The sequence below is a fragment of the Bacillus sp. GC_Bacil_1 genome, from assembly GCF_026540675.1.
Lineage (GTDB): Bacteria > Bacillota > Bacilli > Bacillales > Bacillaceae_G > Bacillus_A > Bacillus_A cereus.
Map to the genome: position 1 here is coordinate 72153 of NZ_JALNUG010000010.1, position 22434 is coordinate 94586.

Here is a 22434-nt window from a genome sequence, read left to right on the forward strand (position 1 = left end):
GACATATATCGACAAAAATAAAAGGAAGTGATTGTATGAAACGTTCTAAAACATATTTAAAATGTTTAGCATTATCCGCTGTTTTTGCTAGTAGCGCTGTAACTCTTTCAACACCTGCTGCTTACGCTCAAACGACGTCACAAGTTGTAACAGATATCGGGCAAAATGCAAAAACACATACGAGCTATAATACATTTAATAATGATCAAGCTGATAATATGACAATGTCTTTAAAGGTAACTTTTATCGATGACCCAAGCGCTGATAAACAGATTGCCGTTATTAATACAACTGGTAGTTTTCTAAAAGCAAATCCTACTATAAGTGATGCACCTATTGATAACTACCCAATCCCTGGCGCTAGTGCAACATTACGTTATCCTTCACAATATGATGTTGCATTTAACCTTCAAGATAACAGCGCTCGTTTCTTTAACGTAGCACCTACAAATGCTGTAGAAGAAACGACTGTAACATCTAGCGTATCTTATCAACTTGGTGGCTCTGTTAAAGCTTCTGTAACGCCTAATGGCCCTAGCGGTGAAGCTGGTGCAACTGGTCAAGTCACTTGGTCTGACTCTGTAAGCTATAAACAAACTAGTTATAAAACAAATTTAATTGACCAAACAAACAAAAACGTAAAGTGGAACGTATTCTTTAACGGATATAACAATCAAAACTGGGGTATTTACACACGTGATTCTTATCATTCTTTATATGGAAACCAACTGTTCATGTACTCTCGCACATACCTATATGAATCTGATGCAAAAGGTAATTTAATACCGATGGATCAACTTCCAGCACTAACAAATAGCGGTTTCTCTCCTGGTATGATTGCTGTTGTTATCTCTGAAAAAAACACAGATCAATCTAACTTACAAGTCGCTTATACAAAACACGCCGACGACTACCAACTTCGTCCAGGCTTCACATTCGGAACTGCAAACTGGGTTGGAAACAACGTAAAAGACGTTGATCAAAAAACATTTAATAAATTGTTCACACTAGATTGGAAGAATAAAAAATTGGTAGAGAAAAAATAAGTAAAAAAACGAAGGGACTATTTAGACTCTTCGTTTTTTACTTATTCATAATAAGATCCCGCGAGTAATACCGTCGCTATGAAATTCTATGATATATTTTTAGGCATCTCTTCACCTTTATTTTGAAAAGCACCATCACAATCATTTAGCCATGCTTCCAATGATTCTAACGTTATATTCTCCCACTCATCTTTATTTTCTTTAAAATCTTTTTGAAGATAAAACAGGAATTCTACTAGTTTTTCTTTTGAATCTACACCATTAGCTAACTCATAAATATCCATATTATTACTCCTGTCAAATACAAGTAAAATCCGCAATCTCTTCAACACAAAAACATTCTTTTTTATAAAATGCTATCTTGTTATTAAAGATAGATTTCTTCTTTCCAACTACTAGATTTAGATTGAACTACTATTAGATTTTCACTTTCCCATTTTAATGTACCCAAAAATCTTGCATACACCATTTCATTCCCTACCTCTTCCACCAATAGTTGATCTCGAATCTTTAATCCCTTTTCATCATACACTTCACATCGTAGCTGGAAACCTTTAACACGATGAATCCCTTTTAATATCGCTATCTTCTTACGGCTTGGGCTTTTCTTAGGTGTCTTCCCAACTAAAAATATTCCTTCATAGTTTTGCTTCACAATTTCATCTAAAGATTCCTCTATATACCCTTTAACAATAGATGATGAAAGAGTAGAGTTTTCTTCAAGTCCAGGGACAACATATTGGCGTACTAATTTGCAAAACTCTTTGTATTTCTCTTCAACTGAATTTAATGCTAAAAAGTCCATAAAATCATATGGAACATATATACGAATTTCAACCAAAGCTCTATTCACTTCATATGAAATATCAGTGTTTTCATTAGCTAAACAAAAGACAGTTACTTTTTCAATCTCTCTTAATCCCATCTCAAACTCGCTAACTTTCTTTGAGAAAATTAGCTCAAAAATTCTAATTTCATGTACAAGCAAATAATGTTTTTTAGGACGTTTTTTTTCCAATCGTAAAACTTTACTTCAAGCAATATAATCCCCCTTACATTTATCACCATGGTATTCGGTCACTATAATACCTTTTATTAATTTATTAAACTGTACTCCTTTTTCATTCTACCTTATCTATATTTTTAATATCCTCTACTCACAATGCACGCGGTGACATAACAGCCATAAATACATCACTTCTCTCACCTGGTGCCATATACATTCCTTCTGCATCTAAATATTCAATAGAAAAGGCTGCTAGCTCATACGCCATTTCTTGATCGCATTCAAAAAGTGGATTTATAAAAACCTCACTTCCTGTAATGTTTTGTAAATATTTCAAACAGTTAGACTTACTTCTTGCATAATCAGCCACATTCTCATTAGCCCAAGACCACATCCAACTGTTACTCTTTCCAGACCAAGACCCTATAAAAACAACACTAAATTCAAGTAACACTTGACCATTTTTTTTAACCTGTAATATACATCGATCTTGATCATACCAATACTCATCAAAGTTATAGATATTATAATCCGAAATGAATTTTTGCTGTTTACTTTCTAATTTGTCATAACACATAACAAGATAATTCTCGAATTGTTCATCCGTCATTGCCAATTATCACACACTCCCTTCCGTCAAGATTTCCGCTACAAACAATATATCTTATATCTTACTCTCTCAAAACCTATATAAAGTGAAACTTTAATTAGTCCTTACCAATCGGGCTTTTACCGGTATCCCCCCGCCCACATATCATATACCTTTCTACCACTAAGATATCTTAATATATACAAAGAAAGAAGAACTTATATAAGCCCTTCTTTCCATAAATTGTTTCTTTACTCCATCTAATTTATTTTATCACGATAAATAAATTCACTATTACACAAATGCACCCCAACCGTCTGTATATCCACCAAACTCTTCACCCAGTTTATTCAATTCCTTTTGCATCTCTACAATATCCTCATAAATTAAGAACATTTCTTTAGAACAAGTACATGTCCAATCTTCAAATTCTTCATTATGTACAATAAACTGATTAATCCTCTCTTGAACAAGTAAACTTAAATTATCAACATTACGATTATAATCATCAAATAAATCTGTTTCATAAATATCAGTTACATTACTAACACGATATATATTTGCATCTTCAATACGTTGAACCTTTTCGAATGTAAACTCCATAATACACCTTCTTTTCTCTCAAAGTTATATTTATTCCCATCCTATTCTCATTTAATAATATTAAGTTTATTATTCCTAATTGTTTTTATAAATCAATAATAATCTAATTCTCCTCATAGAGAATCCGCTTTTCACCTTATAATACGCTACTTGTAGAGTACGCATACCGTTCTCTTTTTCATATCTGTTTCGTATAACGGATTAATGTTGTCTCCATTAAAATCAAAATTCCGAATTATAGGCATTTAAATCCCTAGCTTCTTTAAAGTAATTTCTAAATTTATCATCAATATTTATATCGTTACTTAATAACAACATCAAACTGGAATCCCAACAAACAATTTCAAGTTTTGCTTGAGGGTGCTGGATATTTGGACTTGGTACCCAGAGTCCTTCGTTTCCATTTGCATAGGGCTCTACAAGCAAATTATTAATATCAATGTTTATAGATTTATCAAACGCAGATAGTACGCCCCAAATAAATTGAGGATTATATTTATTTACGATATTTGAAAGATCTTCACCTGCTATCCAAACTATTGGATGCGACATTTTAGGATAATCTCGGATAAGTTTCTCTTCCTGATGTGCGACAATCTCCATGTCTGTTATAAGCCAATTAAACTCTTTTTCCCTACCTTGAAATGAGTCAAAAACGGAAGCTAAAACTGTATGTTTAGATCCATATAAAATGAAGTTCATCCAATCCCTCCAATTAGTAACAATCAATAAATTAGCCTTCTTGAACTTATTATGAGTAGATGATTAAACAAATACCAATGAATACTGTTACCATACACAATATAATAGTTGTTGCAGTATCTAGCAAAATGCTTACGGCTAGGAAAATTATTGATTTAAGAGCAAAAGAAGGTCCTTTTTCTTTCCATTGCCGATAGATTTGTATCATTGCATAAATTAATGGAATCATACCACCTATAATCAGAATAATCCCTATTATTTTCCCCATGTTTCCCCTCCTTTTAAAGATTCGAATCAATAAATATACTATATAATCATACGCCCTCAGAATATATCCTTATATTTTTGGAGTTATTCTACACATGCAAAACTCTCTAATCATAGCTACACTCGTATTAAGCGCATTGTTAAAAGTTATATAATCTTTCATTCTGTAATTAACGTAACTTTCCATCTGCTAAAAACTTTGCAATACAGCTTAACATTTTCTAGGGTATTAAATTTCCTAAGATATCAATTAGCTCTTCTAATGCTCTTCCCAAATCGTTTATATTGTCTCGTTCATCAAAACCTTTTTCCATTAATTCATCTACTATAATATCTCTCAATTTATTTTTTCAGTTTCTATCATACTTAAGTCTTCATAAACATTTAACCATAGTAAATGTTTATTTTGTGATTCTAATGTCTGTTTCAATAAAATCTGCATCTCTTTATTTAATTTAAACAACCTTATCTTCTCCTTTCCCAGTTTATTTTGAACCCTTAGCAAAAGTTGTAATTACTTTACCTTTTTTATTTAAAACTACTACAGCCTGTTTACTAGTAGATTTAGTTCTACCACCACTTTGTATAACTTTTTCGCCAGTTTTAACGGCATTTAAAATGGCCTTAGATGATACTCCTATACCATTACGACCAATTGATTGATTTATAGCATATTTAAGTATATTCAGTGATTTGACCTGCTACTGTTTTCTTATATTTGTACTTTAATGGCTGCTTTACAGCAAGCTTAGCTACTGGAACAAACCACGCTAAATGACCATCTGGATCTACTCTGCATACGTATATCCATTTTGCGTCACTGGATCAGGATTCACCGATAAGGACACACCATGGTCTGGATTGTAATAACGTGCAATCAGATAATACATGCCAATTTCTTTATCATACATGTATCCCGCATATCCAAATGGATTATCTGCTGCGATACCTTTTTCGTCACTCTTTAATGCGTTACCCCACGAATACATTGCTTTCACCTTGTTTTGTGATCGCTACAATTTGGTCATCTTCGTTCCATGTATACTTATATTTTCAATCAGATGTACGATTGCCATTCGCATCATAAGTTAAAGATTCGTTTCCGAATTGTATAAGTTTATTTCCCATAGCATCAGCAGTACACATAAGGTTTTCTGTTTATTTAAAATAAAAAAGTGTATCTCAAAATCAAACTATTTGTTTAGATTTTGAGATACACTGAATTTACTTTTCTTTTTCAAAAACAACAGCCAATAATTATCAAAGATATTCTGATTAATAAATTAATTTTATTAATCAAGAACGCCCTATATGGAGTAAAGGCTGTTATGATTATATATTAGACTTACTACTAAAATCGTTACCACCCTATAACGTCTCTTTTTCAGCAGAAATACCAATAAATGTATTTCTATCTCCGTTTTACTAATTATCTTCCCCTTTTCTTTTATAAAATCCCACTGGCTATCCCAACACACATACATAGAAAACAGTCTGCAAGAACGATAAGTTGTGAGTAGTTTACTGACGAGAAGATTCATAATCAAATATAACACATGATAGTATTACCAAAAATACTACACCACCATATTGTATAGCAAGAGGAATACCATTTAAAACAGACCCTAATATGTTTGTAAATGTAACAATAAAAAGTAGTGTAAGTATCGTTAACATAAGTACGGCTGAAAATAAGTAACCTTGTTTGATACATTTAAAAATCCAGCCTATTCCAATACATATTAAAATTATACGTACTGGATACTTTAAAAGTATCGAAAATAAATTCTCTACACTATTAAAATTCATCATCATATTCACCAAGATCACTTTCTGAATTTTTTATTATTTTAGCGATAGTTTTTATATGCTTTTTTATACCCTTTGTATGCTGCCGAACCAAAAACATAAGCATCTTCTATTAATCCAAAGCCCCAAAATGCTTTGAGACCTACTTTTAAACCTGCTTTTCTAGCAGCTTTATTTACATATGCTTTGTTATAGACCGGCTTATTTTTATTTATATAATTCTGTTTACCTGTAGCATACCCATAAAAATACCCTGCGCCCAAAGCCAACCCTTTTCCAATACTCAGATAACTATCAACCCACGCTTTCCCACCAGCTTTCGCGCCAGCCTTTGTTGCATACCAAATACGTTTTGCTTTCTTTTTCCATGCTTTATGCCCATCCGGATCCACCATCATCACCGGATTATTATCACCATACGTATACCCATTCATTGTAACCGGATCATCTTCATCACCCGGATCTGGATCTACCGATAAGAACACACCATGGTCTGGGTTATAGTATCTCGCAATCAAGTAATACATACCAACTTCTTTATCATACATGTATCCCGCATATCCAAATGGATTGTCTGCTGCGATACCTTTTGCGTCACTTTTTAATACGTTACCCCATGCATCATATTCATACGTTGCTACAACTTCTCTATTTTGATCTGTCATCGCGACTACATCACCACGTGGGTTGTAGTGATAGTATAGCGTTTGCCCTTTTGATTTCATAGCTAAGCGTGTACCACTTGTGGAGTATACATATTGACGAAGAACATTTCCACTACTATCCGTCTCATATAACGGATTAATGCTATCGCCATCATAGAAGTAGCGTGTTACTTGACCATTCACACTCTTTTCAATACGACGATTATTTTCATCGTATTTATACGTTGCGAATGCATTGCTCTCACCTTGTTTTGTGATAGCTACAATTTGATCGTTTTCGTTCCACGTATACTTGTACTTTCCATCTGATGTACGATTACCATTTGCATCATACGTTAATGATTCATTTCCGAACTTTACAAGCTGATTTCCATCATTGAATGTTGCCGCTATAGACTTTGTTTCTTTTCCATTCTCTACAACTTTCACACTCGTACGATTTCCAAATCCATCATATGTGTAAGATTTAGTTGTTCCGTTTGGTAATGCTTCATTTAATAGTTGGTTAATCGGGTCATATACAAAGTTTGTTTCTGTTATTTTTCCGTCCGCACCTTCATGTTTAATCTTCGTACGGTTGCCTGCTTGGTCATATTCATATCGTTCAGATAGAAGATTACCACTCGATGTACCTACTACTAAGTCTTTTATTTTATTCGTATGGTCATAGTTAAACGTCGAACCTGAACCATTCCCAGCTGTATACGTACGAACATTTCCTTGATCGTCGTAATCAAATCGATACGTTTGAGAACCGTCTGTCACACGAATGTTTTGATCTAACGTATTGTAGTCATACGATACTTTATTTGTGTATCGACCTTGCGTTACTGTTTGTTCTTTTAGTTTTTCTGTCTTACTGTTTACTTTGTCGTGGTATGCCCAGTCAACTTTTCCGCCTCGGCTATCTGTTGCACTTGTAACGCGGTCAGCCTTGTCGTATGTTTTCGTGAGTTCTACACCATTGACAAGATCTTTTACTTTCGTAACTTGTCCATTTTGATCACGTTCAAATGTAAATGAATCTTTTCCATTGCGTTTTTCACCAATGACACGGTCTGCTGTATCATATACAGATTCTAAAATAGAGCCGTTTGGCATTTTTGTTTTAATCTTGTTTGCATTTTCATCATACGTATGTTCAATACGACGGTTTAACGCGTCGATATACACTGTATTTTTATTATCTACATCATATTCATATTTGTGTGTTTGTGTTTTCCCACCAAACATGACAGATTTTTCTGTTGTGTTTCCATTATGATCATAACGATAATTTACAGACGTACCATTCTTTAATGTCACCTTTGTTAATAGATTATCTTTGTTGTAATCATATAGTTTTGTATTTCCTTTTTCATCTGTCTCGCTCTTTTTATTTCCTGATGCATCGTATGTGAAGCTGTTCTTCTGCCCTTCTTCATCATACGTCGCAACAACATTTCCGTCGTTGTCGTACTCGTTTTTAATAAGAGCGTTACCTTCTAATAGGCGTATATCATCAAACCAAACTTTCCCTTTATTCTCTCTTCTAAAGAGCATATAAACTTCCATACGTTTAATTGGTTTAGTGGCAGGGATTACAACCGCACTACGATTCCAATCATTTGTCCCACTTGGGAATTTCGCTTGGAAATTTTCCCCACTGCCATCTTGATAATGTACATCCGCCCAAATAGAGTAATCTCGAGAGAGTTTGTCTGGTGCAGTATTTTCTACATTTACTGATTTAGACATTCCTGTTAGCGTAATTGGTTCTGCTTTTTTCTGATTTATAGTGATATGCTTGCCATATCCTACATCTGAACCACCATATTGGCTACGCTCTAATACAATAGATGAATGTCCCGTAAAGCTCTCTTGCTGAGAAACATCTTTCGGATCACAACTTGTTCCATCTCCTCGAATCCAACCTGGCATACAGCCATTTCCCGCCATATTTTCTAAACTACTATTTTCAATTGGGTTAAAGCTAGAAGAAACTTCACCTTTTTCTAGTTGAATCTTATCAAACCAGACAGAACCACTCGTAGCAGAACCGCCATTTTCTACTTGTAAATAGATTTGTACTTTTCTCGTTTGTTCTGTTGTTTTAAAAGTAACTTGACGATTAACCCAATCCCTCGTTCCTTGAACTTTATTGTGACGAGTATCATGCCATCCACCATCTACACCAGCACCGTTTTCATTTAATAACTGTACATTGAAGAAAGCAGCACCATTGGCTAAATCCGTTTTCATCATACCACTTAACGTATACGTTGTATTTGGTTCTAACGTTACTTCTTGAATTGCAGCAATATAGCCCCAATCATTATTCGTTGCTTTTGTTGAAATTTTAAGTGATGATTCTCCGCCCAGACCACCTGGTGCCGGTGTTGCATCTTTTGTAATAGATCCGGAATTATTCGCATTTACTGGTACCCATTTTTCCGTACCATTCATTTCAAAGCTTGGATTTTGAATCAGGTTTTCTCCTGTTCCCAACTCTCTAGTTGTCGCAATTGGATTTCCAAACTGATCATACTGCATGAAAGATGATGTATTTGCTGCTTGGTCTGTTTCAGATACTTCTGTATTTGCAGCCTTATAAGCAACTGTTGTTTCACGATTTTCGTTATCTGTCGCTTTTATAAGCCCGTTGTCTTTATTGTACTCAAACTTTTCTGTTCCCATTTCATCAGTAACAGAAGTTACATTCCCATTACCATCATAGGTCGCTGTTTCTGTTTGATTTTTAGGAGTTGTTGTTTTTACTAGGTTATTTGCATTATATTCATACGTTGTTGTTAAATTTAGACGTCCGGAATCTTCAACTGTTTTGACTGGGTTTCCAGCATCGTTATACGTATAAACAGTTTTACGTCCTTTAGGATTCGTTAACGTAACTTCTTTCGTATCTGTATTATATGCTAATGTCGTAGCTTTTCCTAATGGGTCCGTTACTTTTACTAATCTATTATTCTCGTATGCATACGATGTTTTATATGGTTTTGCATCGGTATGTTGCGGATCATAAATAGATGTTAGTAATCCATTATCATATCCGTATTTATATACTTTTCCTTCTGGTGTTGTAGAAGAAACGAGTAAATCTCCATCATATTTAAATGTAATCGTCTTGCTATCTGGGCCGATTACTCTTGCTGCTTTTTTATTATTTCCGTCATATTGTACGACTAACTCTTTGCCAGAAGCATTTTTCACTTTTGATAAACGTGATTCCCCATCATACTCATATGTCGTCGTATTTCCATATTTATCTTTTGTATACTCGATACGCCCTTGTGCATCTCCAGATTTATAGAAAGTAACCGTTTGGTCTTTATCTTTTATTTCATATCCGCCTGATACTTGTTTAATTTCTAAATATATACCAGTAGGAGCTTGATACGTATTATCTCCTGTTCTAGTAAAGGTAATATTTGCGCCATCAGCAGAAATTAATAGTAAGTTTCCATTTCCTTCAGCCAAAATTCTTTCTTCTAATCCACTAGACCAACCTGTACCAAATAGACCTACTTTTTTACTTTGGCTATTATACGTTCTTTCCACTGATACATCCGGTCCGCGCCCTGATAACGTAATATCTTTTTCACTCATGATAAAGTTACCATTTGTAGCATTTACTTTACCATTTAGTACCGGAACTGATGCCCAGTAATCAAACATCCCTATAAACCCAAAGTCTTGAGCAAATTTAGGGACAAATTCATGCGAAATTTCACTTTCAGCATGTCCGGCTTTACTATACGCTGTTACACGGAACCAATAATTTTTAAAGCCAGCATAAATTCCGCCAGAATTCTTATACACAGGTGATGGATCAACTGCTAATTCTGCACCTTTTTTATCATGATGAAGTAAATATTGACCTTTTGCAATTTCATCTTTCGTTGGCCAAATTTTCTCATTTTGCGTTGTCCAATTTGTTTTATTCCCTACATCGAACGCTTCGTAATCTTTTCCGTTATAAATCCAAACTTTATAGCCTGCAGCCGCTGGAACTGCATCCCACTTTAATGTGACATATCCTGTTTCCTTATCTGTCGCATTAATATAGGCCGATCCGTCTGGCTTTTTCACTTGTTCTAATGGAATAAATGGAACTATTTCATCTGAAAGTGGACTATCCCCAAACGGATACTCTGCTACAATACGAATCCAGTAGCTACTTCTTCCGCTATAATCCCCGTACGGACCTCCTGCCTCGTAAGCATTTTTATATATTTGTCCTGGGTTAGTAGGCGCTTCTGCACCTTTCCCGTCATCATGTATCCAGTAACGTCCTTGTGCAATTTCTTCTGGCGTCGGGAATATTTTTTTATCTTTCGTCGTCCAGCTTGTCACATTCCCAACAGGAATATATTCATAATCATATCCATTAAAAATGGCAACTTTATAACCTGTTGCTCCTGGAACTGCGTCCCATTGTATATTGAAGTGACCTGAACCACTCCCACTGCCATTTGAGTAAGCTTGTGCTCTTGGCTTATTCGGTTTTGCGTAGGAATATTTCACTTCCAAGAATGGTGCATTCGTTCCATTTTCAGCTGCAATGAATTTCTTCCAGTGATTTTGACCATTACCATTTGCATGTAGCTTAAAGCCATTGTTTTGTCTCGCGCCTTCTACCCATGCTTGCACTGTATTCGTTACATTGAACTGGGCCCATTTTCCGCGGCCTACATCAGCGTGTGCAATGTTGTTAGAACCTGGTTTGTTATTCCAGTTTACACTTCCAACATTCCATCCACTTGTTACTTCATCTAACCAAACACCATTTGGTTGATTCGCATAATAATGCCAAACTGCATAGGCATGGAATGTTGCACTTTCAATCTTTGCACCCTTTAAGTTTGAAACATCTGGTTTAATAAATGAAAAGTTGGTGCCAATCGATGCGTCATAATACCCAACTTTTAACGTGTAAGCATTTTGGCCTGAATCCCAAAGTTTTCCTCCTGAATAATTAACATTAGCGAATACACTTGAAGCGTAAGCATTTTCAAAGTTATCCAATTCAATTGAAGGATCTACATATACCGGATATTTTCGCTCTGGTGCTTGTAACCACTGTGGGTCTGCGGTAACAGTTAATGTATATGTTTTTTCATCTTTCTTCTCAATATTGTAGCGAACCGCATCTGACGTTACAGCCTCACCTGATTGTTGATCCACATTGGAATCATTCATATACGGTTTCGGCAATGTGAATACTTTTTCTTTTTTCTCATCTTGGAAGTCGATTGAACCATCTTCCTGTAAGCTAGGTGTTAAATCTGTTTCTAATGCAAATGTAAAAATGTGGTGTCCTGTATATTCACGTAATACAAAATCTTCTTTTACATTTTCATTGAATGTCGTACTCTTTAAATCAATATTTGGGAAAATCCCTTTATACCATACTGTATTATTTTCATGTGTTGCAGTGACTGGTGATGGCTTCATTTCACCTTTTTCACCATTTGCACTTATTAATTTATACTGAATAGTATGATCTTTCACTTTAAATTGAACGTACTTTCCATCTTGTGTCGCTTTCTCGAACTCTGGTTCTAATGTTGTATTTTCAGTTACAATTTTTTCATTTGGTGCTTCTACTAATTTTGGTGAAACCTCTTCTAGCTTTCCATCTTTCTCTGCATGAATCGGTTCCGTATATACCCTCTTTGTAAAAGTACCATCATTGTTATCAAAAACCTTTTCGGTTTCCGTTCTTTCTTCTACAATCTCAGTCGGACTCGCCTGTGCTTTAGCTTTAGCCTTATCCTTCTTCAATTGATCTGGATGTGGAGCTGGTAATTCCTGCTCCTCTTTCTTTTCCACTTCTGGAATTTGTTCTGAATTTGGAGATGGTGTAAACGGTGGTGCCGTTTCCGCCAATCCGCTCAGTGGTATAGAAGTAACAATTAATGCAACTACAATAAGTTGGATTAAGTACCTATACCATTTCTTTTGTTTCTTACCTTCCATAAACTCACCTCGCTAAAATATTTTTTAACACAACAATGTTACATATCCAAATTTAAATAAAAGAAAGAGTAAAGTAAATATAATTTTAAAATTTAGAATATTTCGTGTACAAAATCCGACAATTTAACAACATTTTCCTAAACATAATCACAGAATACTTTTTTTATTATATAATTGAAGTTTAAAGATAAATAAATATATCATAAAAAAGAAAAGACGATTTCTTATCTCATTAATGCTTGTAGTATCCCCACCCCATTTAACGATTGATAAAATAAGACAAGGGCCTTTTGGAATCATCGGTTAAACTTGCAATTTAGTTGAAGAAGGAACGTAACTGATGATGCGGAAAAACGTAGTATATAGAAGACTATGTAAGGAGTTTGTCATATGATTGATAACAGAATTTCGAAAGATTATGATCATGAAATAGATGATTCTTTAAAAGAAATTACAGATACAACCATCTTACTTAATTTTCAAAAAGCGATTGTAAGTTTATATCCTCATCTAATACCAATTCATGCTTTTGCCTATGACGCATGGGATGATATTGTAATGCCATTGTTTTATGAGATGGTATATAAAACTTTTGCTTTTAAATACGGGATAGATATTAACTTTAAAGAAACTCATACCTAGATGTTTTCGCTTAATAGTTATAAAGGGATACATCACATCGAGTGTGTTCCAAAGTGCACGACATTTAAGATTTATATTAACGAAGAATGGATTGAAATGGATAATAAAAGTTTGAAAGAAAATGTATTTGTATTTAAGTCATTTGGGGATGGATTGCATTTTCTAACTGGTGGAATTGAAATTGAAGATGCTTATCGTGTAGGATTTGACCTTGTTGAGGTTGATATTGTTTCTACCATAACAGGTCTTCCATCTAAAACAAGTATTTTTATTGATAAAGAGCATGTAGACTTTGTGTTTGTCGCAGAAACATATGATACAAATATCCAAAATTAAAAATTTTATGTAAGAACGTAGGAAGAATATCTTCATTACTACTCGTATCAAATAGTTGTTTGAACACGCTCCGCTATTATATATACAAACTTCCGACTACATTTCATATGAGAAAAAGTTATTACGATAAACAAAGAAAAGGTCTCCTAAAATATCTTTTAGGAGACCTTTTCTTATTAATAGATTTTGTAATTTAAGAGTAAACACTCTTAAATTACAAAATCCTCCGGAATAAACACTTTCACTTCTTTCGGCTGTACGTATACGAAATCACCCGCTTGAATGTTCAGCTGCTTGAACTGTTCTTTCGTAATTTCTGCTTCTAAATATTCATCTGTTCCGTCTCGTTTTAATTCTACATATACGACAGGTCCGACTGCGTGAGAATAAGATACTTTTGCCGGGATTGCATCTATGCTTTGTTTCGTACGAGAGATTGATAAGTCATGCGGCCTTACGTAAGCTATTCCGTCTACGTTGGAAACGTGCTTATGCTCTGGTGCTTCTAGTTCGACCGATCCTACATTTAGCTTTCCTTTATGAACGCGGCCGTGAAATAAATTTACATTTCCTAAAAAGTCATATACAAACGGACTTGCTGGGTTTTCATATACTTCTTCCGGTGTTCCCATTTGTTCAATGCAACCTTCATTCATTACAACGATGCGGTCTGCAACGTCTAACGCTTCTTCTTGATCATGTGTTACGAATACGCTCGTAATTTGAAATTCGTCATGTAATTTTCGGAGCCATCTGCGTAATTCTTTTCTCACCTTTGCATCGAGTGCACCGAACGGTTCATCGAGTAATAAAATTTTCGGTTCGACTGCAAGTGCCCGGGCTAGTGCAATGCGTTGACGTTGTCCACCAGATAATTGCGCTGGATAACGTTTAGCAAAGCCATCAATTTTTACGAGCTTTAATAATTCTGTTACCTTTTCTTCTATCGCTTCTGCTGACGGTCTTAAGCTTTTCTTTCTTATTTTTAAACCGAAAGCGACATTCTCAAATACATTCATATGCTTAAAGAGCGCATAGTGCTGAAAGACGAAACCGACTTGCCTGTTTTTTACGTGAATGTCTGTTAAATCTTCCCCATCAAATGAAACAGAGCCTCCATCCGCTTCTTCTAATCCTGCAATAATGCGTAATAACGTCGTTTTCCCAGAACCTGATGGGCCTAATAAGGCCACAAGTTCACCTTTTGGAATATCCAAATGAATGTCTGTTAGTGCTTGAAATGTACCATATTGCTTTGATACACCTTGAATTTGAATACTCACCGTAATCCCCCTTATTGTCGTTTTTCCATTCGCCATTCAATCCAGTTTTTTATAACGAGTGTAAACACTGCAATTAATGACATTAACGTCGCTACTGCAAATGCTGCTGAAAATTGATATTCATTGTACAAAATTTCAATATGGAGTGGCATCGTATTCGTAATACCACGCACGTGACCTGATACGACAGAAACGGCTCCAAACTCACCGATAGCACGGGCATTACATAGAATCATGCCGTATAAAAGACCCCATTTTATATTTGGAAGCGTAACGCGCCAAAACATTTTCCAGCCACTTGCGCCAAGTGATAAAGCTGCCTCTTCTTCACTTTTCCCTTGCGCCTGCATAATGGGAATTAATTCACGTGCAACGAACGGGAAGGTTACAAAGATTGTTGCGATAATAATGCCTGGTACAGAGAAAATGAGTTTCACTCCATGTTCAAGTAACCATTCGCCAAGAGCACCCCTCGGTGTGAAAAGTAAAACGAATACTAATCCTGCGATAACTGGTGACACAGCAAACGGCAGTTCAATAAGAGAGAGTAATACTTGTTTTCCTTTAAACTGAAACTTTGTAATAAGCCACGCGGCCGCTATCCCAAATATCGTATTAAGAGGCACAACGATTAACGCAACGAGAAGCGTTAACCTAATTGCTGAAAATGCTTCTTGATCTGTAATAGCGGCAATGTATACATCCATCCCTCTTTCAAAGGCTTTTAGAAAAATAGTTATGAGTGGCAGTAATAGAAAGAGAGATAAAAATAAAACTGTAATCGTAATTAATATGCCTGGTACAAGCTTAGATTCTTTTTTAGCTGATACGCTTTTTACTATTTTCTTTTCTAATACTGTTGGTTCCATTTTCTCTCCTCCTATTCACTTTTTAGTTCATGCCTTCTACTCCAGCTTTGAATCATATTAATAAGAAGAAGGAAAAGGAGAGAAATAATAAGCATCACGGTCGCTACAGCTGTTGCCCCCGCATAATCATATTGTTCTAGTTTCGTCATAATCATCAGTGGTGCAATTTCTGTTTTCATCGGCATATTACCTGCGATGAAAACGACAGATCCGTATTCTCCTAATGCTCTTGCAAATGCGAGTGAAAAACCTGCAAGAAGAGCGGGAAAGATCTCTGGTAAAATGATTTTCACAAATATTTGCAAGCGGGATGCACCTAAACTCGAAGCTGCCTCTTCTACTTCTTTATCAATATTTTGCAGCACTGGTTGCACCATTCGAACGACAAATGGTAAACCGATAAAAGTAAGCGCAACGATAATTCCGAGTGGTGTAAAAGCTACTTTTATGTGAAACAGACTAAATATTTTCCCAATCCATCCATTTTCCGCATAAAGCGTTGTAAGTGTAATACCAGCTACAGCTGTCGGAAGTGCAAACGGTAAATCAATGAGTCCGTCTAATAGTCGTTTCCCTGGAAATTTGTAGCGTACGAGCACCCAAGCTATTAATAAACCGAAAATGGCATTTACAATAGCAGCTGCAAATGAAGTTGTAAAACTAACTTGATAGGAATGCAACACACGCTCGTTCGTTATAACCCCAGCGAACTTCTTCCAACCTAACTGTGAAGTTTGAATAAATACGATAGAAAGTGGTATAAGTACGAATAAACTCATGTACAACATTGTAAATCCAAGCGATAATCCAAACCCTGGTAAAACACGCTTCTTCCTCATCCTCTTTCACCTCATCCCCCTTTAGCAGTGCATTATTTTTGATAAATTTTATCGAATACGCCGCCGTCATTAAAGTGTTTTTCTTGTGCTTTTTTCCAGCCACCAAATAGTTCATCTACTGTAAATAATTGAACTTTCGGAAATTGGGATGCATATTTTTCTGCTACTTTTTCATTACGCGGACGATAAAAGTTTTTCGCCGCAATTTCCTGTCCTTTTTCTGAGTACAAATATTCAAGATACCCTTCTGCTACTTTTTTCGTTCCTTTTTTATCAACGACTTTATCTACAACCGCTACTGGTGGTTCTGCAAGTACACTAATAGAAGGGGTTACAATTTCAAATTTATCTTTTCCAAGCTCTTTTTGAGATAATAACGCTTCATTTTCCCATGCGATTAATACGTCACCAATTCCTTTTTCAACAAATGTTGTCGTTGCTCCGCGCGCTCCTGAATCTAATACTTCTACGTTTTTATAAATTTGGCCAACAAACTCTTTCGCCTTATCTTCACTATTATTATATTTTTTCAATGCGTATCCCCACGCCGCTAAATAGTTCCAACGTGCTCCGCCTGATGTTTTTGGGTTTGGTGTAATGACAGACACACCTTTTTTCGTTAAGTCATCCCAGTCTTTAATTCCTTTCGGGTTTCCTTTTCGAACAAGAAATACAATTGTTGACGTGTATGGAGTAGAATTATTCGCAAGTCGCTTCTGCCAATCTTCTGCTAGTTGTTTTTTCTTGCTAATGGCATCAATATCATAAGCAAGTGCTAGTGTAACAACGTCTGCTTCTAAGCCATCAATAACAGAGCGTGCTTGACTTCCAGATCCCCCATGTGATTGTTTTACATTTACTGTTTGCCCATGCTTCTCTTTCCAATACTTCGCAAAATCTTTATTAAAATCTTGATATAACTCCCTAGTTGGATCATAAGAAACATTTAAAAGCTCAACTGTTTTTTTATCTCCACTTCCTTCAGAATTACTAGTGGATGTTGCCGAACCACACCCTGATAAAAGTACAACTGCTGATAATAAAACACCTGTACTTTTCATAAACGCTGTCTTACCCCACTTTTTCATCGTTAAGCCCCCTTAGTTTATACAATAGAAAAAGGCACACAATATATTCACAAATGTGAACATTGTGCGCCTTCAGTTTATCTGATTAGCTTCTAATGTATTGTATTCGATTTCTTTTCATTTTAATTCTGTAATTCATATGTGTCAACTTGGAATTTGAATTTTCTTGCTAAACTAAAATATTGGCATACTTCGAGCCCAATGATTTTTCAAATCAGCAAATTCTTTTGGTAACTTACTATTTTCATTCCATTCTAATTTATATGCATTTACTAACACCGTAGCCATTGATTCACGGTTCATTACTCCATTTTGATTAAAATTACCGTTCTTATCATTTTCAGAGTTCATCCATAATTTCACAAATAAGATATTGCACTCGCCGTAAGCGTTAATCCCTTCTGTTCTATGTATATCTCCTCCTTGTTGGTCATATGAAGCTTTAAATATATGGCACCACAGCTTAATCAATGCACAAAAAAATGAGGCAACCACCTTCAAAGATGGTTGCCTCATTTTTACACTTGCATCGCTTTCTCTCTCAATGCTCTTCTTAACAACTTACCAGTCGTATTCTTCGGTAATTCTATTAAAAACTCAATGCTTTTCGGCACTTTATATTTCGCTAAATGTAACGTACAGTAATGCATTAGTTCTTCTTCTGTTACGTTCGTTTGTTTCAGAACGACGTAAGCTCGCACTGCTTCTCCTAAGTTTTCATCAGGAACACCGATTACAACAACTTCCGCTACTGATTCGTGCGTATATAATACTTCTTCTACTTCACGAGGGTATACGTTATAACCGCCAACTAAGACGATATCTTTTTTACGATCAACGATATAGAAGTAACCTTCTTCATCCATTTTCGCTAAGTCACCTGTATATAGCCAGCCGTCTTTCAATGTCGCAGCTGTATCTTCTGGTGCATTATAGTATCCTTTCATAACGTTAGGTCCGCGAACGATTAATTCGCCGACTGCGCCGACAGGTACTTCTTCCCCAAGTTCATTTACAATTTTATTTTCTACATGCCAAATATTTGTGCCAATTGATCCTGGTTTACGAGGACGATCTAGCGGGTTGAAACAAGTAACTGGTGATGCCTCTGATAAACCGTATCCTTCTGAAACAATAACGTTAAAACGTTTTTCAAAGTTTTGCAGAAGAGCAACAGGCATCGATGCACCACCGGAAATACAAAGACGAAGCGTCTTCACATCTTCTGCGCTTGCTTCTTCAAATAAATATAAATAATTGTACATCGTCGGTACGCCAGCAAAAATCGTTGGTTCGTACGTGCGACAAATACGGAATACTTCTTTCGGACTAAATTTCGGTAACATTAAAATTGTTGCCCCGTTCACAATCGGTGCATTTACCGCAACTGTTAAACAGAACACATGGAACATTGGCAGTGCCGCAACGACGCGATCGTCAGCAGTAAATTGTAAATAAGACGCAACATCATTCGCATTACTATATAAATTTTTATGTGTTAACATAGCGCCTTTTGGTTTTCCAGTTGTACCTGAAGTGTATAGGATAACCGCTACATCTTCTTCATCTAGTTCAGGGCCTTCGTATTGTAAGTCTCCAGCCCCCACAAAACTAGTAAACGTTTTCATTTTTTCGGTTTCTGTATGGTTAAAATCTGATGAGGTTTCGCATATGATGATGTTTTCTAATGAAGGAAGTCTTGTTGTAAGAGATTGTATAACAGGTAGAAGGACGTCGAGTACGATGATTGTTTTTACATCTCCATTTTGTAAAATGTAATGCATTTCGTCTGCTGTATAAATTGGATTAACTGGAATAACAGTTGCTCCAGCTTTCATTGTTCCGTATAAACCGACCAAAAAATGTGGTGAGTTCCCAACAACTAATGCGACATTGTCCCCTTTTCCAATGCCCATTTCTGCTAAATTGCTAGAAAACCTTGTGACCATTTTGTTTAATTGGTCATATGAGACCGACTGATCCATAAATATATAAGCCGGTTTATCCCCCTTCTTTTTTGCCGTTTCAGCCAAAGATTGAACGAGATTCACAAAAACCCCACCTTTATAAAATTTAGAATATTTAAAAATTCTAAATTAATTATATTAAAAGAAAATTAAAGTAGCAAGTGATATTCTATTAACTGCATATAGACAGATCACCTTCTCTTAGTTTACTTTGGAAAAATAAGGGGATTTTATTTGCAAGTAATTTATAACACTAGACCAAAAATCATTTTAGGATAATATGCACTCATCTTTTCTTTAAGCTTTTCAAGTTCCTCTTTATTTAAGTTCGTATACTCTCCATACAAATTCAAAACGTCCGCTCCATTTTCATGAAAATACACGGTAACATATAACGTCGGTAACCCTTTATTGTTTTCATCTATTGATAAGACGACATCTGGCGTTTTATTAACAGTGCTGAATGTTTCATTTCTTTTCCATTCCTTATTTTGAAACCTGTCCTGTATATCCTGTATCTTTCGTTTGTTATCTGTATGCGTAAAATATATAACATTATCCCGCGCTGGCTTTCCGATAGATAAAAGGGTACGACTTGAGGAAGTTTCACTGTTACACGCTGCAATCCCAATGACGAATCCGAGCAATATTACAATGTGTATGACCCTTTTCATATCGATCCGCCTCCTTTTCATATATATATTCCTTTATAAGAGGCAGATGTCCTGTAAGTATACATTTTGTGGTAAATGGAATTATATCGACAAAACTACAAAAAGAAAGAGGCTGCCTTTATGGCAGCCTCCCTCATTTTTAGAAGAATAAATGTAAGAAATCTTCTGTTGTAATGTTACCGAAGTAGCGTGCGATATCTACGCCTTCTAAAGCTGCAGTGAATGCATCTTTATCGAACTGAACGCCTGTTAGACGCTCTTCAATATCATGAACATCTAGTGAACCGAAGAAGTCGCCGTAAATTTTACATTCTGTTACTGTTCCTTTTTTCACTTCAAGACGAACATCAACTTGTCCAACTGGGAAGCGGTGTGAATGTTGTAAGTTGAACTTCGGTGATTTTCCATAGTTCCAATCCCAATTTTGGTAACGTTCTTCAGAAAGTTTATGGATCTCTTTCCAATCATTTTCTGTTAATTCGTACGTTGGGATTTCTGTTTCTCCTTCGAAAATTGTTTCTAGAAGAAGTTGTCTAAACTCTTCTGTCGTCATTTCTTCGTTTAGGAACTCTGTAATGTTCGCGACGCGGCTACGGATTGATTTAATACCTTTTGATTGAATCTTATCCATTTTTACTTTTAACGCTGATACGACGTGATCGATTTCAGAGTCAAATAGTAACGTACCGTGGCTGAACATACGACCTTTCGTTGAGAACTGCGCGTTACCTGAAATTTTTTTACCTTCAGCTAAAATGTCGTTACGACCACTTAGTTCTGCCTTTACACCTAATTTACTAAGCGCTTTCGTTACAGGCTCTGTGAATTTTTTGAAGTTGCTGAAACTGTCTCCATCATCTTTCGTAATAAAACTGAAGTTTAAGTTTCCTAAATCATGATATACTGCGCCTCCGCCTGATAGACGACGAACGACATGAATACCTTTTTCTTTTACGTAATCTGCATTAATTTCTTCTACTGTGTTTTGATTTTTACCAATGATAATCGAAGGCTCATTAATGTAGAACAGTAAATATGTTTCGTTAATATCTAAATTCTTCACACAATATTCTTCGATCGCTAAGTTTATTCTAGGATCTGTAATTCCTTTATTATCAATAAATAACATCGTATCACCTCATGAGTTCCATACGTAGCCACTATGCGCTAGCGTAATATGGCCACTGAAAATTTGTTTTGCTTCTGTTACTAAATCAGATGGGTTGCCTGTATGCGGTAAGTGCGTTAATAAAAGTTCTTTTACATTCGCATCTTTTGCAATACTTGCTACTTCTGTACTATTCATATGCCCTGCTTTTGCAGCCTCTTGATGTGCATACATATTACACTCACAAATGAAAAGATCAGCATCTTTTGTGAATGGAATGAATTCAGGAATATAACTTGAATCAGCGCTGTATACTACAGCATCATCTCCAGCTGTAATACGCATCGCAAAGCATGTAACAGGATGAACAGTTTTTAAGAACGAAATCGAGAACGGTCCAACTTGAAGTGTTTCTTCTGGATTGTACGCGATTCCTTTCGTATGTGGTTCATGTGTTAAAGAATGGAATCCATTCTCGTCAAACGTATGACCGTATATTGGTAATTCCGGTAGTTGCCTTGTTGTCGCACTCGTAATTAATCTCGCATATTGCAATACCCCAATGTCCGCAACATGATCGTGATGATAGTGTGACAGTACAACTGCATCTATATGAGATGGTGTTATATATTTTTGAAGCTGTGCTAGTACACCACTACCACAGTCTACAAGTAAACGAAAACCATCGTGTTCAAACAAATACCCCGACGTTGCTTCTCCCGCTTCTGGAAAGCCGCCCCAAAAGCCGACAACAGTCATTTTCATATGTATCCATCCTTTCTAAAACCGAGTAGGAATGCAGTTTTTCTCCGTACTTGAGAAAGTTTTTTACTTACATCCTACATTGTTAACTATAATCCATTTCCTAAACTTTTTCATTAATTTTCAATTTTGTTATAAAACAGTTGTTGACTTTTATTTTTTGTACTAATACAATGATAGTAAGAAATGGAAATGGAGGGATT

General features: G+C 35.6%; 17 protein-coding genes and 2 pseudogenes. 2 read left to right on the forward strand and 17 right to left on the reverse strand.

What is annotated here, in order from left to right:
* Positions 1–35 precede the first annotated feature (35 nt).
* A complete protein-coding gene (cytK2, locus tag OXT04_RS16575; RefSeq protein WP_000830627.1) occupies positions 36–1046 on the forward strand; it encodes a beta-channel forming cytolysin CytK2 in 1011 nt (336 codons plus the stop codon).
* Between the two features lie 86 nt (positions 1047–1132).
* Here cytK2 and OXT04_RS16580 read toward each other — a convergent pair whose 3' ends face one another.
* From OXT04_RS16580 to OXT04_RS16615, 8 genes and pseudogenes are all read right to left on the reverse strand, one after another.
* Positions 1133–1330, reverse strand: a complete 198-nt coding sequence (locus tag OXT04_RS16580; RefSeq protein WP_069355186.1) for a DUF7660 family protein — start codon at positions 1328–1330, stop codon at positions 1133–1135.
* Positions 1331–1413: 83 nt separating this feature from the next.
* Positions 1414–1971, reverse strand: coding sequence for a hypothetical protein (locus OXT04_RS16585; protein ID WP_097822157.1), 558 nt, complete (start codon positions 1969–1971; stop codon positions 1414–1416).
* A 232-nt stretch (positions 1972–2203) separates the two neighbouring features.
* Positions 2204–2668: a DUF6882 domain-containing protein gene (locus OXT04_RS16590; RefSeq protein ID WP_064532855.1), complete on the reverse strand. Its 465-nt coding sequence runs from the start codon at positions 2666–2668 to the stop codon at positions 2204–2206.
* A 267-nt stretch (positions 2669–2935) separates the two neighbouring features.
* Positions 2936–3244 (reverse strand): ribonuclease E inhibitor RraB, encoded by a 309-nt coding sequence (locus tag OXT04_RS16595; RefSeq protein WP_050842816.1) that lies wholly within the window; start codon positions 3242–3244, stop codon positions 2936–2938.
* 222 nt (positions 3245–3466) lie between these two features.
* Complete coding sequence (locus tag OXT04_RS16600; protein WP_016082555.1) at positions 3467–3946, reverse strand: hypothetical protein; 480 nt, start codon at positions 3944–3946, stop codon at positions 3467–3469.
* A gap of 49 nt (positions 3947–3995) precedes the next feature.
* Positions 3996–4214, reverse strand: a complete 219-nt coding sequence (locus OXT04_RS16605) for a hypothetical protein (RefSeq protein ID WP_097822126.1) — start codon at positions 4212–4214, stop codon at positions 3996–3998.
* Between the two features lie 758 nt (positions 4215–4972).
* Positions 4973–5338: pseudogene (locus OXT04_RS16610) on the reverse strand (RHS repeat-associated core domain-containing protein); the annotation flags it as partial.
* Positions 5339–6063: 725 nt separating this feature from the next.
* Entirely contained in the window at positions 6064–12663 is a 6600-nt protein-coding gene (locus OXT04_RS16615) for a DNRLRE domain-containing protein (RefSeq protein WP_267416052.1), read from the reverse strand.
* 390 nt (positions 12664–13053) lie between these two features.
* Between OXT04_RS16615 and OXT04_RS16620 the strand changes: the two are divergent.
* Positions 13054–13641 (forward strand): annotated as a pseudogene (locus OXT04_RS16620) (hypothetical protein).
* A 209-nt stretch (positions 13642–13850) separates the two neighbouring features.
* On the opposite strand, the gene OXT04_RS16625 reads toward OXT04_RS16620, so the two are convergent.
* The 9 genes from OXT04_RS16625 to OXT04_RS16665 all read right to left on the reverse strand — a co-directional run bounded on the left by OXT04_RS16625 (position 13851) and on the right by OXT04_RS16665 (position 22234).
* Entirely contained in the window at positions 13851–14924 is a 1074-nt protein-coding gene (locus tag OXT04_RS16625; RefSeq protein ID WP_267416054.1) for a sulfate/molybdate ABC transporter ATP-binding protein, read from the reverse strand.
* Between the two features lie 11 nt (positions 14925–14935).
* Entirely contained in the window at positions 14936–15793 is an 858-nt protein-coding gene (cysW, locus tag OXT04_RS16630) for a sulfate ABC transporter permease subunit CysW (RefSeq protein WP_097822128.1), read from the reverse strand.
* 11 nt (positions 15794–15804) lie between these two features.
* Entirely contained in the window at positions 15805–16632 is an 828-nt protein-coding gene (gene cysT, locus OXT04_RS16635; RefSeq protein WP_001227879.1) for a sulfate ABC transporter permease subunit CysT, read from the reverse strand.
* Between the two features lie 32 nt (positions 16633–16664).
* Complete coding sequence (locus OXT04_RS16640; RefSeq protein ID WP_000758699.1) at positions 16665–17720, reverse strand: sulfate ABC transporter substrate-binding protein; 1056 nt, start codon at positions 17718–17720, stop codon at positions 16665–16667.
* 174 nt (positions 17721–17894) lie between these two features.
* Positions 17895–18071, reverse strand: coding sequence for a hypothetical protein (locus tag OXT04_RS29795; protein ID WP_001986183.1), 177 nt, complete (start codon positions 18069–18071; stop codon positions 17895–17897).
* Positions 18072–18238: 167 nt separating this feature from the next.
* Positions 18239–19771, reverse strand: coding sequence for a fatty acid--CoA ligase family protein (locus tag OXT04_RS16650; RefSeq protein ID WP_053565058.1), 1533 nt, complete (start codon positions 19769–19771; stop codon positions 18239–18241).
* A gap of 161 nt (positions 19772–19932) precedes the next feature.
* Positions 19933–20361 (reverse strand): hypothetical protein, encoded by a 429-nt coding sequence (locus OXT04_RS16655; protein ID WP_000832165.1) that lies wholly within the window; start codon positions 20359–20361, stop codon positions 19933–19935.
* A 139-nt stretch (positions 20362–20500) separates the two neighbouring features.
* Positions 20501–21490 carry a lipoate--protein ligase gene (gene lplA / locus OXT04_RS16660; RefSeq protein WP_267416061.1) on the reverse strand — a complete coding sequence of 330 codons (990 nt, stop codon included), beginning with the start codon at positions 21488–21490 and terminating at the stop codon, positions 20501–20503.
* A gap of 9 nt (positions 21491–21499) precedes the next feature.
* Complete coding sequence (locus OXT04_RS16665; protein WP_000784690.1) at positions 21500–22234, reverse strand: MBL fold metallo-hydrolase; 735 nt, start codon at positions 22232–22234, stop codon at positions 21500–21502.
* Positions 22235–22434 lie beyond the last annotated feature (200 nt).